Origin of the sequence: Blautia sp. MSK17_66 (assembly GCF_020538025.1) — a bacterium.
In the GTDB taxonomy this organism is placed as follows: Bacteria; Bacillota; Clostridia; order Lachnospirales; family Lachnospiraceae; genus Blautia_A.
The window spans coordinates 79,894-96,446 of record NZ_JAJBNQ010000011.1 but is presented as its reverse complement, the minus strand read 5'-3'; the positions used below and the strand labels follow the sequence as shown (position 1 = coordinate 96,446).

Annotated in this window: 17 protein-coding genes; all 17 read left to right on the top strand. The window is 43.7% G+C overall.

Annotation, left to right across the window (positions count from 1 at the left end; translation table 11 throughout):
- Positions 1-3 precede the first annotated feature (3 nt).
- The 17 genes from LIR34_RS07695 (at position 4) to LIR34_RS07615 (ending at position 16,547) form a co-directional block, all read left to right on the top strand.
- A complete protein-coding gene (locus LIR34_RS07695; RefSeq protein ID WP_161284615.1) occupies positions 4-246 on the top strand; it encodes a hypothetical protein in 243 nt (80 codons plus the stop codon).
- Between the two features lie 28 nt (positions 247-274).
- Entirely contained in the window at positions 275-1,285 is a 1,011-nt protein-coding gene (locus LIR34_RS07690) for a helix-turn-helix transcriptional regulator (RefSeq protein WP_161284616.1), read from the top strand.
- A complete protein-coding gene (locus LIR34_RS07685; protein WP_173902432.1) occupies positions 1,269-2,237 on the top strand; it encodes a biotin--[acetyl-CoA-carboxylase] ligase in 969 nt (322 codons plus the stop codon). Before LIR34_RS07690 ends, LIR34_RS07685 begins: the two co-directional genes overlap by 17 nt.
- A 190-nt stretch (positions 2,238-2,427) precedes the next feature.
- Entirely contained in the window at positions 2,428-3,093 is a 666-nt protein-coding gene (locus LIR34_RS07680; RefSeq protein ID WP_022213956.1) for a F0F1 ATP synthase subunit A, read from the top strand.
- 40 nt (positions 3,094-3,133) lie between these two features.
- Positions 3,134-3,358: an ATP synthase F0 subunit C gene (gene atpE, locus LIR34_RS07675; protein ID WP_015540752.1), complete on the top strand. Its 225-nt coding sequence runs from the start codon at positions 3,134-3,136 to the stop codon at positions 3,356-3,358.
- 40 nt (positions 3,359-3,398) lie between these two features.
- Positions 3,399-3,899, top strand: coding sequence for a F0F1 ATP synthase subunit B (gene atpF / locus LIR34_RS07670; RefSeq protein WP_022213957.1), 501 nt, complete (start codon positions 3,399-3,401; stop codon positions 3,897-3,899).
- The gene (gene atpH / locus LIR34_RS07665) at positions 3,880-4,383 is read left to right on the top strand and encodes an ATP synthase F1 subunit delta (protein ID WP_161284618.1); all 504 of its coding nucleotides are present in this window, start codon (positions 3,880-3,882) and stop codon (positions 4,381-4,383) included. Before atpF ends, atpH begins: the two co-directional genes overlap by 20 nt.
- Positions 4,384-4,388: 5 nt before the next feature.
- Positions 4,389-5,903, top strand: a complete 1,515-nt coding sequence (gene atpA, locus LIR34_RS07660; RefSeq protein WP_173902431.1) for a F0F1 ATP synthase subunit alpha — start codon at positions 4,389-4,391, stop codon at positions 5,901-5,903.
- 27 nt (positions 5,904-5,930) lie between these two features.
- Positions 5,931-6,827 (top strand): ATP synthase F1 subunit gamma, encoded by an 897-nt coding sequence (gene atpG, locus LIR34_RS07655; RefSeq protein WP_173902430.1) that lies wholly within the window; start codon positions 5,931-5,933, stop codon positions 6,825-6,827.
- Positions 6,827-8,221 (top strand): F0F1 ATP synthase subunit beta, encoded by a 1,395-nt coding sequence (gene atpD, locus LIR34_RS07650; protein WP_161284621.1) that lies wholly within the window; start codon positions 6,827-6,829, stop codon positions 8,219-8,221. Before atpG ends, atpD begins: the two co-directional genes overlap by 1 nt.
- A gap of 12 nt (positions 8,222-8,233) precedes the next feature.
- Positions 8,234-8,641 (top strand): ATP synthase F1 subunit epsilon, encoded by a 408-nt coding sequence (gene atpC, locus LIR34_RS07645; protein WP_022213962.1) that lies wholly within the window; start codon positions 8,234-8,236, stop codon positions 8,639-8,641.
- 422 nt (positions 8,642-9,063) lie between these two features.
- Positions 9,064-10,065, top strand: a complete 1,002-nt coding sequence (locus LIR34_RS07640; RefSeq protein ID WP_173902429.1) for a LacI family DNA-binding transcriptional regulator — start codon at positions 9,064-9,066, stop codon at positions 10,063-10,065.
- 411 nt (positions 10,066-10,476) lie between these two features.
- Positions 10,477-11,790 (top strand): ABC transporter substrate-binding protein, encoded by a 1,314-nt coding sequence (locus LIR34_RS07635; RefSeq protein ID WP_227239553.1) that lies wholly within the window; start codon positions 10,477-10,479, stop codon positions 11,788-11,790.
- 86 nt (positions 11,791-11,876) lie between these two features.
- Positions 11,877-12,782 (top strand): carbohydrate ABC transporter permease, encoded by a 906-nt coding sequence (locus LIR34_RS07630; protein WP_118252160.1) that lies wholly within the window; start codon positions 11,877-11,879, stop codon positions 12,780-12,782.
- A gap of 17 nt (positions 12,783-12,799) precedes the next feature.
- A complete protein-coding gene (locus tag LIR34_RS07625; protein WP_022213966.1) occupies positions 12,800-13,648 on the top strand; it encodes a carbohydrate ABC transporter permease in 849 nt (282 codons plus the stop codon).
- Positions 13,649-13,770: 122 nt separating this feature from the next.
- Positions 13,771-15,258: a glycoside hydrolase family 32 protein gene (locus tag LIR34_RS07620; RefSeq protein WP_173902428.1), complete on the top strand. Its 1,488-nt coding sequence runs from the start codon at positions 13,771-13,773 to the stop codon at positions 15,256-15,258.
- 137 nt (positions 15,259-15,395) lie between these two features.
- The gene (locus LIR34_RS07615; protein WP_173902427.1) at positions 15,396-16,547 is read left to right on the top strand and encodes an alanyl-tRNA editing protein; all 1,152 of its coding nucleotides are present in this window, start codon (positions 15,396-15,398) and stop codon (positions 16,545-16,547) included.
- Positions 16,548-16,553 lie beyond the last annotated feature (6 nt).

Genomic DNA, 16,553 nt, shown 5'->3' with positions numbered 1-16,553 from the left:
ACTATGATGAACACAGCAGAAACAGCAAAGAGACACTATGAGACAGAGAACAGAGAGAATCATACGGAGAGGAAGAAATTTTCCAATGCTATGGCGATGATACTCGGAATACTGGTAACGGTGGAGATCATGATCCTGGGTGCCATGGTCATGAAGATTGATGTGCATTCTGCTGACTGGATTGCGATGGCACTGGCTTTTGTGGTAGTATATTCCGGTGTAGTGGCAGCACTGACCGATAAATAAAAGCAGAATTAAAAGGATATTATATTACATGCCGAAATCATTTAACCAGAAACTCAAAATATTATACCTGATGGATGTATTGCTGGAGCGGACAGATGAGGAGCATCCCATAACTGCGAAGGACATGGCACAGTATCTCAGAGGGTACGGGATCAGTGTGGAGCGCAAGACGATCTACGATGATATCGAGGCACTGAGAATCTACGGACTTGATATCCGCAACCGCCGTGGGAAGGTTGGTGGATTTTATATAGCAAACCGTAAATTTCAGCTTCCGGAAGTGAAGTTTCTTATGGATGCAGTGCAGTCTTCGAGATTTGTAACACAGAAGAAATCCAGAGAACTGCTGCGCAAACTGGAGAGTCTTGTTGTCCCGGAAGCGGCCAAGAAGCTTCGGGAGCAGCTTTTTATCGAGCCAGGCAATAAGACAGTCAACGAGGAGATTTACAGCAATATCCAGACCATCTATGAGGGGATATCGAATAATCGGCAGATTCGGTTCCACTACTATGAATGGACTCTGTCCAGGGAGCTGAAGCCCAGGAAGAACGGTGAATGGTATCAGGTAAGCCCGTGGAAGATGATCTGGAAGAATGAGAATTATTATCTTCTCTGTCTGGATGAGAACAGTGGAGTGTTGAAGCATTACCGGGTGGATAAGATGATGCATGTGGAGGTCATTGAGAAACAGAAGAGAAACGGCGGTAATATTTTCAGAGATTTTGATCTTGGGAAATTTTCTTCCGGTACCTTTGGAATGTTCGGAGGCATGGAGAGAAGTGTGCGGATGGAGTTTGAGAATCAGTTTGTAGGGACTGTGCTGGATCATTTCGGACGGGATGTTATGCTGATCCCCAAGGATGAGAAGCATTTTTCCATGCAGGCACAGATCAAGGTTGGTACACAGTTTTTTGGCTGGCTTGCAGGACTTGGCAGCGGAGCTGTGATCGTATCACCGGATAATATCCGCAGGGAATATGTCGCATTTCTTAAAAAAACCCTTAGAAATTATGGAGAAAAATATGACGGTAAAATCTAAACTTTTAGGAATATTAGAACAGCAGAAAGGAGAAACTCTCTCTGGCGAGAAACTTGCTGAGGAACTTCACTGTACCAGAGCGGCCATCTGGAAGGCAGTGAAGGCTCTCAGGGAAGAAGGATATACAATAGAAGCAGGACAGAATAAGGGCTATATGCTGGTGAAGGACAGTCATCGTCTTTCCGTTGAGGCAATACGGCCTTTTTTAGTTTCACCAGAAGTTTATCTGAAGGTATATCAGGAAACAGATTCTACGAATCGTGCGGCGAAAGAAGCGGCAGTGACAGGAACTGCCGGTCATGGAGGCTGTGTGGTAGCAGGAAAGCAGACTGCAGGGCGGGGAAGGAGAGGCAGAAGCTTTTATTCTCCGGAGGAGGCAGGGCTGTATCTGAGTGTGATCCTTAAACCACAGGGAAGTTTAAGGGAGAGCCTTCTTCTCACCGCAGAGGCAGCTGTGGCGGTCTACAAGGCGGTTCTCAGGGTAACGGGAATCTCTCTTGATATTAAATGGGTCAACGATCTTTATTATCATGACAGGAAGGTCTGTGGCATTCTGACAGAGGCTGTTACAGATTTTGAGAGTGGGGAGATTGATTTTGCAGTGGTGGGGATCGGTCTGAACCTGTATGAAGCAGCTGAGGGATATCCATCTGAACTAAAGGGGATTGCAGGAGCACTTTATAAGGACAGGGAGGCAGCAGCAGAACTGGACCGCAACCGGCTGGCAGCAGAGATCATCAATTCTCTGCTTGAAGAGACCAGGGAACTACGGCTTCCGCCTGAATATATACAGCAAAATCTTGTCCCCGGAAGAGAGGTCCGGATCGTGGACGGGCAGGAAATACGTGAGGCGAAGGCCCTGGAAATCTGTCCGGATGGAAGGCTCAGAGTACAGGAAGCAGACGGCTCATTTTCGGTCTTATCTTATGGAGAAATATCACTTATAATATGAAGTTATATTTAATATAATTATGCAAAATGTATAAAATACGAAAAACTTCTTGTACAAAACAGTTAGAATGGATATTGACTTTTTTTTGACAAAGCGTAAAATAAAGGCATCAAATGACAGACCGGTATGACCAATATGTTGGTTCGGTCGGAGAAAAGGAGGGAGAAAGACGGGGAATTTATCAGCCACATTGGCAGAAGAGCTTGAGAGCAAGACATTGTTTACGATACCAGTGTTCGGCGGAATACCGATTGCAGAGAGCGTCGCGGTTACCTGGGTCATTATGGCCGTTCTGGTAATACTTTCTCTGATACTGGTTCGAAACCTTAAAGTCGAGAATCCAGGCAAAAAACAGCTTCTTCTGGAATCAGGAGTAAGTTTCCTCCAGGATTTCTTTGTGGGAATTCTGGGAGAAGAGGGAAAACGGTATGTCCCTTATCTGATGTCAACCGTAATTTTCATTGGAATAGCCAATATAGCAGGTGTGTTTGGGTTTACACCACCGACGAAGGACATGAATGTTACCATAGCATTGTCGCTTATGAGCATTATCCTGATTGAATATGCAGGATTTCATAAGAGAGGACTTAAGGGATTCCTTAAGAGCTTTGCAGAGCCTGTGCCGATCATGCTTCCGATCAATATTCTGGAGCTTGCGATCAGACCAACATCTCTGTGTATGCGATTATTTGGTAATGTCCTGGGAAGCTTTGTTGTAATGAAATTGCTTGAATTTATATGTCCGGCAATTCTTCCCATACCGTTCAGTCTGTATTTTGATTTCTTTGACGGATTCATACAGGCTTATGTATTTGTATTTTTAACATCCTTGTTCATCAAGGAAGCAATCGAGTAAGGCAAAAGAAAATTTGATATCTATTCAGGAGGAAAAAAGTATGTCAACATTAGTAGCAATCGGAGCAGCTATCGCAGTTCTTACAGGTATTGGAGCAGGTATTGGTATTGGTATCGCAACTTCCAAGGCAGTTGAAGCTATCGCAAGACAGCCGGAAGCAGAGAGCAAGATCAGCAAGAACCTGCTGTTAGGTTGTGCCCTTGCCGAGGCAACAGCTATTTACGGTTTCGTAATCGGACTTCTGATCATCATCATGCTGGGCTAATGATAAAGAACCGAAAAATACAGAGAGGCAGGTGGACCAGGTGATAAAAATTGACATCAACCTTGTCTTTACGATCATCAACCTGTTAGTTCTTTATTTATTGATGAAGAAGTTTTTATTCGGACCGATCATCAAAGTGATGGACGTAAGAAAGGCTATGATCGATCAGCAGTTTGCAGGAGCAAAGGAGCAGGAGGATCAGGCGAAGGCACTTAAGGAACAGTATGAGGGTGCGTTGAAATCCGCCAGAGAAGAATCCTTCCAGATTATGGAGCAGGCCAGAAAAGAAGCCAAAGCACAGGCAGACAAAACTGTGGAAGATACACAGGCAAAGGTATCTGCAATGCTTGCCAAAGCGCAGGAGGACATCAACACAGAGCGTGAGAATGCTATGCGTCAGATGAAAGATGATGTTGCCTCTCTTGCTATGGAAGCTGCCGGTAAAATTATTGGTAAAAACAGTGGAGCAGACCAGGATTTATCCTTGTATGACCAATTTATAGAAAAAGCAGGTGATCCAGATGACAGTGACCGCCGTTAATTATGCAAAAACTCTGTATGACCTTTCTGTTTCCAGAAAGGTCATACAGAATACAAAAGAAATATTCCGGGAGGTTCCTGAACTCGCACAGAGTCTGAAGAACCCATTGGTACCATTTGAGATCAAGGAAAAAGTGATCGACAGAGTGATCCCTGAGGAAATGAAGAGTTTCATCAAGGTCGTCTGCAAGCATCACAGAATTGATCTGATCGAGGAAATTTTTGAAGATTACGAAGAACTGTGCCGACAGCATGAGAAGACCATACACGCAGTCATGCGTTATGTAACAGCACCGAAGGATGCACAGCTTGATGGTATCAGAGCATTTTTATGCCGGGAATTTGGGGCGCAGAAAGCCGAAATAGAAATGATAGAAGATAAAAGCCTGATCGGAGGATTTGTCCTTCTGGCGGGCGGAAGCGAATATGACTGGAGCCTGCGGGGACGTTACCGCAAGCTGGAACAGAAATTGACCCGGAGGTGAACACGTTGAGTGCAATCAATCCAGATGAGATTATTTCCATTCTGAAAGAAGAAATAGAGAATTATGATGAAATCAGCCAGAACCAGGAAGTAGGAACGGTCATTTCCGTAGGAGATGGAATTGCAACTGTTTATGGAATTGATCACGCTATGTATGGCGAGGTTGTAGTATTTGAAAACGGACTCAAGGGAATGGTTCAGGATATCCGTACAAACAGCATGGGATGTATTCTGTTTGGTAAGGATACCGGAATCAAGGAGGGAACCAAAGTAACCAGAACTGGTAAACAGGCAGGTATACCTGTAGGTGATGGTTTCGTTGGACGAATCGTCAATGCTCTTGGAGCCCCGATTGACGGAAAAGGTGATATCAAAGAACAGGATTATCGCCCGGTAGAGAATCCGGCACCTGGAATTATTGACCGTAAATCCGTAAATGTACCGTTGGAAACAGGAATCCTTTCACTTGATTCCATGTTCCCAATCGGACGAGGACAGCGAGAACTTATCATTGGTGACAGACAGACCGGTAAGACTTCCCTTGCAATCGATACCATCCTGAACCAGAAGGGTAAGGATGTGATCTGTATTTATGTGGCAATCGGTCAGAAGGCATCTACGGTAGCCAAAGTTGTATCCAACCTTGAGAAATATGGAGCTATGGAATATACAACCGTATTTTCTTCAACTGCAAGTGACTGTGCACCGCTTCAGTATATCGCTCCTTATGCGGGAACCGCTCTTGCTGAGTACTTTATGTACAAAGGAAAAGATGTCCTTATTGTTTATGATGATTTAAGTAAGCATGCAGTTGCATATCGTGCACTGTCACTGCTTCTGGAGCGTTCTCCGGGACGTGAGGCATATCCTGGTGACGTATTCTATCTTCATTCAAGACTTCTGGAGCGTTCCAGCCGTCTGAGTGACAAACTGGGCGGAGGTTCTATCACGGCACTTCCGATCATCGAGACACAGGCGGGTGATGTATCTGCCTATATTCCTACCAACGTAATTTCCATTACAGACGGACAGATTTTCCTCGAGAGTGATCTGTTTTTCTCAGGTATGAGACCGGCTGTCAATGTAGGTCTTTCTGTATCCCGAGTAGGTGGTGCAGCACAGACCAAGGCAATGAAGAAAGCATCCGGAAGTATCCGTATCGATCTGGCACAGTATCGTGAGATGGAAGTCTTTACTCAGTTCAGTTCAGATCTGGATGATGCTACCAAGGCACAGCTTGCCTATGGTGGATGTCTGATGGAACTTCTGAAACAGCCGCTGTGTAATCCACTTTCTCTCCACCAGCAGGTCATCACATTGTGGACAGCGACCCACAAAAAGCTGGTTCATGTGGATAAGAAGCATTTGAAGAAATATCAGATGGATATGCTTGAATATTTTGATAATGTATATCCTGAAATCGGCAAAGAGATTGATGAGAAGAAAGTCTTAAGCGATGAACTTGGAGAGAAGATCCTTCAGGCTGCGGATGAGTTTAAGGATCGTGCAGCCGCAAAATAATAAGCAGATATTGCATAGGAGGAACTTATGGCAAATGCAAGAGAAATAAAAAGCAGGATAAGCAGTGTCCAGGACACAATGAAGATTACCAATGCCATGTATATGATTTCCTCTTCCAAGATGAAAAAAGCCAAGAAGATACTGTCTGATACAGAGCCTTACTTCTATAATATGCAGGGTGCGATCGCCAGAATCCTTCGTCATATCCCGGATATTCAGCATCCGTTCTTTAGCGTGCGTCATCTGATCCCGCAGGAAGAGCGTAAGATAGCAACCATAGTGGTAACTGGTGACAAGGGTATGGCAGGTGCTTATAACCATAATATTACCAGAATGACAGAAGAATTTATAGCATCTAAACCTGGATATCATAGGCTGTATGTTCTTGGTATGGTCGGTCGTCAGTATTTTGGCAAGAAAGATGTGGACATGGATGGAAGCTTCCGCTATACCGTACAGAAGCCGACCATGCATCGTGCAAGATTGATCAGTGAGGAAGTTGTAAGAAGCTTTCTGGAAAGAGAAGTGGATGAGGTGCATATCATCTATACACAGATGCAGAATGCAGTTGTGATGGAGCCAGTAAATATGCAGCTTCTTCCTTTAAAGAAAACGAACTTTTCGCCACTTGAGGTTCCGGTGGGCGTTCATCAGGAGGAGATAGAGATGTTTCCTTCGGCAGACGGCGTACTGGACATTATGATTCCTAATTACCTGACAGGTGTGATCTACGGCTGTCTTGTAGAAGCATATGCAAGTGAGAACAATGCGAGAATGACAGCCATGCAGTCTTCTACAGACAGTGCAAAGAAAATGCTGCAGGATCTTTCGATTCAGTATAACCGTGCACGTCAGGCAGCGATCACACAGGAGATCACAGAAGTTTGCAGTGGTGCGAAGGCCCAGAAAAGGAAGGGACGATAATGAGTAAAGGTAAGATTGTACAGGTCATGGGACCTGTTGTAGATGTTGTTTTTGAGAATGGCGATCTTCCGGATATCAAGGACGCCCTTGAAGTCGAAAACAATGGTAAGAAATGCGTTATGGAAGTTTCTCAGCATCTGGGAAATGATGTGGTTCGCTGCATTATGCTGAGCGCCAGTGAGGGACTTCAGAGAGACAGAGAAGTAGTTGCCACAGGAAGTGGAATCAAGGTTCCGGTGGGAGACTGCACTCTTGGAAGACTTTTTAATGTTCTTGGAGAGACAGTTGACGGTGGAGAAGCTCTGGATGATGCAGAGCATTGGGTGATCCACAGAGATCCGCCAAGCTTCGAAGATCAGAAACCGGCCGTAGAGATCCTGGAGACAGGTATCAAGGTCATCGACCTTCTTGCTCCTTATGCAAAGGGTGGTAAGATTGGTCTGTTCGGTGGTGCCGGCGTTGGTAAAACCGTTCTGATCCAGGAACTTATCCAGAATATCGCTACAGAGCATGGCGGATATTCTATTTTTACAGGTGTTGGAGAACGTTCCCGTGAAGGTAACGACCTCTGGTCAGAAATGAAGGAATCCGGTGTTCTTGAGAAAACAGCCTTAGTGTTCGGACAGATGAATGAGCCACCGGGATCCCGTATGCGTGTTGCGGAAACAGGTCTTACAATGGCTGAATATTTCCGTGATACAGAGCACAGAGATGTACTTTTGTTTATTGATAATATTTTCCGTTTTGTACAGGCCGGTTCTGAGGTATCTGCACTTCTCGGACGTATGCCGTCTGCCGTAGGTTATCAGCCTACACTGGCAACTGAGATGGGTGAACTTCAGGAGCGTATCGCTTCTACAACTTCTGGTTCTGTAACTTCTGTACAGGCCGTATATGTACCTGCCGATGACCTGACTGACCCGGCTCCGGCAACAACGTTTGCACATCTGGATGCGACTACCGTACTTTCCCGTAAGATCGTAGAGCAGGGTATTTATCCGGCTGTTGATCCGCTGGAATCTACTTCCCGTATTCTGGAAGCTGATGTAGTCGGCGAGGAGCATTATGAAGTTGCACGTAGAGTACAGGAAATCCTTCAGAAATACAAAGAACTCCAGGATATCATTGCAATCCTTGGTATGGAAGAGCTTTCTGATGAGGATAAGAATACGGTATTCCGTGCAAGAAAGATTCAGAAATTCCTGTCCCAGCCATTCCATGTAGCTGAGAACTTTACAGGTATTCCTGGTAAATATGTTCCGCTCAAAGAAACGATTCGTGGATTCAAGATGATCATTGATGGTGAGATGGATCAGTATCCGGAAAATGCGTTCTTCAACGTAGGAACCATTGACGAAGTAATCGAAAAAGCCAAAACTTTATCAGAAGAATAAGGGGTGAGGCTTATGGAAAGTACATTCGGACTTGAAATTTATGCTGCCAACAGACAGTTTTTTGCAGGAAGAGCCAAGTCACTGATCATCCCGGCCGAGGATGGACAGAAGGAATTTCTGGCACATCATGCCAATATGATCTGTGCGATCGTTCCGGGTGAGATGCGCTTTGAGGATTCTGAAGGGAACTGGCTGACAGTTGCGGTAAGTTCAGGTTTTGTTGAGATGATCAACAACCGTGCAAAGCTGTTCTGCCTGACTGTGGAACGTCCGGAAGAAATTGATATCCGCAGAGCAGAAGAGGCAAGAGACCGTGCGGAAGAGCAGCTGCGTCAGAAACAGAGCATTGTGGAATATCACAGAAGCCAGGCTGCACTCGCAAGAGCGATGACAAGACTTCGTGTCAGCAAAAATATATAAAAGTAACTGCTAAGACATGAACCGGTTACGGGATGTGAACAGAGAACAGTTACAAACCAAAGTCAGCAAAACAGGACTGCGATTCAGAAATGAATGTGGTCCTGCTTTTTTAGCTTCCAAGTTACTGCGAACGGAGTTAACAGTAACGTTGCTGAAAAATGTCTGTTTTTTCCTACAGGATGATAATTGTAAAGAAAATGCTGCTATGCTATAATTGTCACATTACTTATAATTGCAGAGTCACTCTGCGTGATAATAATTCATATTGCTGTTGATGAATGAACAGTAATGATCTACCGCGAAAAAGATTGGAAATGTTTTGAACTCGTTGTCTGAAGTGGAAAAACTGTAAGGAGACAGAACAATTACAATAAACTATCGTAACCAGACAACAGAGTATAAGAAAGGTTAACTTAAAAAGTATGGCAAGTATTAAAGATGTGGCACAGAAGGCCGGAGTAGGGGTCGGTACTGTGTCCAGAGTAATAAACGGCAGTGGTTATGTTGCCGCTGATACCCGCAAAAAAATTGAACAGGCGATCAGTGATCTGGAATACACGCCGAATGAACTGGCAAGAAATCTGTTTCGCAATCGAACCGGTATCATAGGCGTTCTGATCCCTGACCTGGATCATCCGTTTTTCTCCTCATTTGCACGAGAGACAGAGGTGGCTCTATATAAAAGAGGCTACAAGGCGATGATCTGCAATACAGTAGGAAGCAGCAACAGAGAACGCGACTATCTGAATATGTTGGACCGCAATATGGTGGATGGAATCATTACCGGTGCACATACATTGCATTGGAAGGAATATGTGAACCGGAAGCGTACAATTGTCGCACTGGATCAGGATTTCGGTCCGGAGATTCCTATGGTAGGGTCTGACCATGCTTATGGTGGTAAGCTGGCAGCAGAGATCATGCTGAAAAATAACTGTAAGAGGGTCGTCCACATCACTGGTATTGCTCCGAATGTAGCGGCAAATGACAGACATATCATATTTGAAGAGACGTTGAAGAAGCATGGAGTGGAAGTCCTGGATCTGACCATGGAATGGAATCTGTTTGATCACCAGTCTTACTGGGATGCAGCAGCCGAGGCAATGGAGAAATATCCGGATGCAGATGGTGTATTTGCAGCTGACCAGCCGGCACTCTGCTATATGCACCTTGCCCTCAAAGCAGGGAAAAGAGTCCCGGAGGATCTCAAGGTGATCACTTATGATGGCATGGATGTCAGCAGAATCTGCTATCCGGAGGTAACGGCTATTTGTCAGAATGTGAAATTTCTGGCAGAAACCTGTGCCAAAAGTGTCATAAATCTGATAGAAGACAAGGAACCCGTTCCACACAGACAGATTTTATCCGTGGAATTAAGGCAGGGACAAAGTACCTATCCGGTTGAAATTGATGGTAAATTATAAGATATAAACAAAAAACATAAAAAATATAGCATAAAAAGAAAAATATATCAGCATTTAAACAAAAAAATCTGACAAAATATTAAAACATGCAAGGCTCTAAAATGGCTTTGCATGTTTTTTGTATGCTAAATAGACTATGTTAAAAAAATAACATATACACATATACAATATGCACAAAATTAAAATGCTAAAATTATAAAAATGCACGGAATTGTGCTTGGAAACGAGTTTTTAATCAAATTCTGTTGACAAATACACTTCATGGAAGTATGATAAAGACACGATATGGAACGGCTTCCACAAAAAACTTCTCGAACAAACTTATAAGAATCGGCTGTTTGAGAATATGGAACGAGTTCTAAAATATTTCCTTTCGCGCGGTGGAAATAAACATTAAAGGAGGATTAAGAAATGAAAAAAACCATTAGTCTGGCAATGGCAGCAGCACTTGCAGTTTCAGGAGCAGCAACAACTGTACCGGTATTCGCAGATGACGTGACAAACATCACAATCTGGAGTCCAACAGACAGAGAATCAATTGAAGCATGGTGGAAAGAAAAAATTTCCGAATGGAACGAAGAACATCCTGAGATTCAGGTAAGTCGTGAAGCAATTGACCGTTCAGACTCTTACGCGTATGATAACAAGATTGCTACAGCAGTTACATCCAACGATCTTCCGGATATCTTCTATGTAGACGGACCGCAGGTTTCCTATTATGCAGCTAATGGAATCACAGTTCCGCTGGATGACTATTTTACAGATGAAGACAAAGCAGATTTCGTAAAGTCTTCAATGACGCAGAATACATATGATGGCAAATTATATGCTGTAGGTGCAACAGAATCTTCCGTAGCATTCTATTACAACAAAGATTACCTCAAAGAATGTGGTGTAGATACAGATGATCTGGATTCCCGTACACTCGAAAATCCTCTGACAACAGATGAAGTTGCTGAGATTGCTGAAAAATGTACAACAGATGATTATGTAGGAACACACATCATCATGGACCACGGCGAAGGACTTCCATATGCTCTTGAACCGCTGTATCTTTCTGCTGGAAAAGATTATATCAGCGAAGATGGAAAAGAAGCCGATGGATATGTGAACAGTGAAGAAGCAGTAAACACAACAGCATGGCTTGCAGATCTGATCGCTAAAGGATATGCAAACGTTGAACCGATCACAGATGAATTCCTCAATGGTGCATGTGCAACAATGATCGGTGGTTCATGGGAAATCGCAACACTTGAACAGAATGCTGATTTTGACTGGGGTGTAACTTATTATCCGGTTAATGCTGAAACTAAAAAAGCAGTTTCCCCATGTGGTGACTGGGCAGCAGCAATCTCCAAAGACTGCGAGAACGCAGATGCAGCAGGTGAATTCCTGGCATGGCTGATGAATACTGATAACGTAGCATCTTATGCAGCAGCAATTGCAAAACCTGCAACACGTTCTTCTGCTTATGAAACAGAAGCAATGGCTGAGTACAAAGAAGGTGCAAGAGCTCTTATCGTAGATCAGCTTGAAAACACAGCAGTTCCGCGTCCAAGAACTCCTTCCTATGCTACTTTCTCCGCAGCATATGCAGAAGCAATGACAAACATCTTCTCTGATGCGGCAAGTAATGAAGAAGCAGATACAGATTATATTCAGTCTGAATTTGATACAGTGGTAGATACATTTACAGAAGACTACGAAACATATTACGCTGAATAAGAAAACAAATAAATGAAAACGAAGCCGCATCGGCAAAAAAGCGGTGCGGCTTCGCTTTTTCTGGATAAGAAAAAGGGGGAAAGGCAATGGCAAAGGCAGAAAAAAAGAAGCTTTCCGGCCGTAAACGTGATGAAAGAGTGGCTGCATATATTTTTGTAGCACCGGCAGTGATTCTTCTGATTGCATTTCTTGTTGTACCTATGATCTATACCGTATATTTTTCAGGATTTAAATATCAGATCATGAGACCTGATGCCATGAAATTTATTGGTTTAGAAAACTATCAGAAGCTTTTCAGTGACAAAAACTTCTGGCTTGCATTAAAAAATACAGTGTACTTTACTGTAATTGTTGTTCCGTGTCAGTGTGTACTCGCACTCGCACTTGCACTTCTGGTTTCAAAGAAGTTCCGTGGAGTGGCTGTTTTCCGTACCATGTACTTTGCACCACAGCTTACTTCTATGGTAGTTATCTCCGTACTGTGGTCTGTACTTTACAATGCAAACCCGAACACAGGTCTTATCAACTCCATTCTGGTATCTCTGGGAATGAGCCCGATCAAGTTCCTGAGTGATGCAAGCACAGCGATGAATTCTATCATCTTTATGTCTGCATGGCAGGGCGCCGGTTATCAGATGATGATCTTCCTGGCAGGTCTTCAGGGAATCCCGAGAGACCAGTACGAAGCAGCATCCGTAGACGGTGCTACAAAATTTAAACAGTTCCTTTATATCACTATTCCTGGGCTGAAGGGAACAATTAAATATGTAATCATGATCACTATGATCCAGGCAATGAAACTCTTTACACAGCCATATATCATGACACAGGGTGGACCGAAAAACTCCACAAAGACTCTTGTATACTATATTTATACACAGGGCTTCCAGAAGGGTAACTTTGGTTATGCCTGCTCGATCGCGGCTGTATTCTTTGTAATCGTAGTATGTATGTCTATGGCTATGAAGAAAGTAACTGCGGCAACAGACTGAGAAAGGAGGATATAAATATGAAAAAATCAATGAGGTTTTCTAATGCATTTGGAAAATTTATGTTCTATTTTGGAAATATTATCATCGGTATCATCTTTGTATCTCCTCTGATCTGGATGATTTCCGCATCACTGAAGCCAGAGGCTAAGATTTTTGCAAATATGGATTCACTGACTACTTTTTTACCAGTTCAGGCATCCTTAAGTAACTATGCAGAGGTATTTTCACGATTGAATATGCCACTGGTATTTAAGAATACACTTCTGTATATTGCATTGATCCTGGTTCTTGATCTTCTTGTAAACTCCATGTGCGGTTATGCACTGGCTAAATTTGAGTTCAAAGGTAAAGGTGCAGTTCTGAATCTCGTAATTGCACTGATGGTATTGCCGATGGAAGCTATCATGCTCCCGCTTTATATTGAAATGTCTCAGCTTGGCTGGGTAAACACACTGGCTGCACTTGTTATTCCTTTTGTTGCAAAATGCTTCTCAATTTATATGTTCCGGCAGTTTTTCTGTGATGTTCCGGACGACCTGATTGAAGCAGCGGCAATTGATGGCTGCAGTCCGATCAGAACTTTCTTCCAGATTGTTATGCCAATTTCCAAAACTGTGTATGCTACAGTATTTATTCTTGATTTCGTAGCACACTGGAATGACTTTATGTGGCCATTCCTCGTTATGACAGGTGAGGATAAACGTACGATCCAGCTTGCAGTTCAGTCATTTTTTGGTACCCAGCCGGTGCACTACAGTGCCATCATGGCAGCCCTGGTTGTCTCTGCGATTCCGATGATCATTATGTTTATCTTCATGCAGAAATACTATGTAGAAGGTATTGCATCTTCTGGTATCAAAGGCTAAAATTTTATTTGGATCAGAAATCGGAAACCATGATGTCAGGGTCTTTTGTTACCATGCAAAAAACCTCGTGGGATACTATCTTCTGAATAGTTACAGAATATTACCATAAGGAGAACGAATGTATGATTAGTGAGAAATTACAGAAGGCCAGAGAATTTGAACAGGAACAGTTGAGCAAAATTTCTCCGGAAGAACGTCCTTCTTTTCATGTGACTGGTGGTACAGGCTGGATCAATGATCCAAACGGATTTTCTTATTACAATGGAGAATACCATCTGTTTTATCAGTACCATCCATATTCTAATGAATGGGGTCCAATGCACTGGGGACATCTCAGCAGCAAAGATATGCTTGCATGGAAAAGACTTCCGGTAGTTATGGCACCGGAAGAATCCTATGATAACTTTGGATGCTTTTCCGGAAGTGCTCTGGAGCTTTCTGATGGACGACATCTTCTGATGTACACTGGAGTTGGCTTCGTAGGCGATACTCCGATGGCAAACGGAGAGCTTCCGACTCATCAGACACAGTGTATCGCTGTGGGTGATGGTATCAATTATGAGAAATATGAAAACAATCCGGTCATTACCGGAGATGATATTCCGGAAGGCGGAAGTAAAGTAGATTTCCGTGATCCTAAGATCTGGAAGGAAGACGATGGCTATTTTTATGCTGTGATCTCCAATATGACAGATGATGGAAACAGCAGAATTCTTCTTTACAGAAGTCTGGATGCTTTCAAATGGGAATATGTAACGGTTCTGGATCACAGCGATGCCAGACTTGGCAAGATGTGGGAATGTCCGGACTTCTATGAAGTTGACGGTAAACATGTCCTTGTGGTCAGTCCGATGGCAATGCTTCCGGAAGACCTCAAATTCCATGTGGGGCACAGCGTTATCTATCTGACAGGAACCTATGACAAAGAAACACACAAATTTGTAAGAGAGGATGTACAGCCTCTCGACAGCGGAATTGATTTCTATGCTCCTCAGAGTATGCTCACTCCGGATGGACGTCGTGTCATGATCGCATGGATGCAGGCATGGCCGAATTCCAAGTTTGTTCCGGATGGAGTGAAATATTTCGGACAGATGACAGTTCCGAGAGAAATCAATTATCGTGATGGAAAACTGATCCAGCAGCCGGTAAGAGAAATCGAAAATTATCGTGGCGAACTGGTTGAGCATCACAATGTTGAAATCACAGAAGAAACAGCTCTGGATGGAATCAGCGGACGCGTTCTTGATATGACCGTGAAACTGAAAGTGACTGATGATCTCCGCAAGTTTACAATTAAACTTGCAGCAGATGATACCTATTCTTCATATATTACCTATGATCCGGCAAAAGAAATTCTGAATATTGACAGAAGCAGAAGCGGATATCTCTACGACATCCTCCACAGCAGAGATATTCGGGTGAAACCGGTAGATGGAGAAGTGACATTGAGAATCCTTATGGATAAATTCAGTGTGGAAATCTTTATCAACGATGGAAGCCAGACTGCAACAATGGTTCTGTTTACCCCGCAGGACGCGGATCAGATCACTTTTGCAGCAGAAGGTAAAGCAGAAATCAGTATTGACAAGTATAACCTTGTTTTCTGATAAAACCTCCCAAAAGACAGGCGTAAGCATTAAGCGCGCCTGTCTTTTTTCTGTTCATAAAGGAGAAGCTGTGCTATACTGAAAGGCAGACAAACGGGGATTTTCCCGGATAAATTTACAGAAAGAAGGACAGCAGAATGAGTGAGACAAGAAAGCTGTATTATGAGGATGTATATCAGAAGGAATTTACTGCAGAGGTTCTGGAATGCAGAGAAACTGCTCAGGGGTATGAGATCGTTTTGAATCAGACAGCCTTTTATCCGGAAGGCGGCGGTCAGCCATGTGACCTTGGTACCATAAATGGAATTTCCGTTGTGGATGTACAGGAAAAGAGAAGTGAGATTGTTCATTATACAGAGAAACCGCTGGAAACCGGAAGCAAGGTAACAGGAAAAATTGACTGGGCCAGAAGGTTTGATCTGATGCAGCAGCATTCCGGAGAGCATATTGTCAGTGGACTGGTGCATGAGGCATATGGATATGACAATGTGGGATTTCATATGAGCAGTGATGTGATCACAGTAGATTTCAGCGGGGTTCTGACAGAGACACAGCTTGCTGAGATTGAGGCGGAGACAAATCAGAAAATATGGGAGAACACTCCGGTAGAAATTTTTTATCCGCCAAAAGAAGAACTGGAAAAACTGTCCTACAGAAGCAAAAAGGAACTTACCGGTCAGGTGCGTCTTGTGCGTTTCCCGGGTTCTGATCTCTGTGCATGTTGTGGAACGCATGTCACACATACAGGAGAGATCGGTGCGGTCAAGATCCTTTCCGTAGAAAATTTCCATGAAGGAATCCGCATAACCATGATCTGTGGAAAACGTGTCATGGATTACCTGAATATGATAGATGACCAGAATCATCAGATTTCCGTGAAGCTTTCTGCAAAAACAGGCGAGACAGCGGCAGCGGTAGCCCGGCTGCAGGATGAAAATTTCCGGCTCAAAGGTAAAGTCAGTCATATGGTAGATGAACTTTGTGCGACAGAGGCAAAGAGATGGGAAGATGAGGGAAGTGTCCTTCTGTTCCATGACGGACTGGAGTCAGATCAGGTTCGCAGAATGGCAGACGCTGTTATGCAGACATGCTCCGGCTGCTGTGCGGTATTCTCAAAGGGGGAAGACGGCAGCTATAAGTATGCCATGGGAGAACTAAATGGTGATCTTCGTCAGTTCACAAAAGAAATGAATGTAGCGCTGAATGGAAGAGGTGGTGGAAAACCATTCTTCGTACAGGGTTCAGTGAAGGCATCTGAGGAAGAAATCCGCGGATTTTTCCGCCAGTAAGAGGTA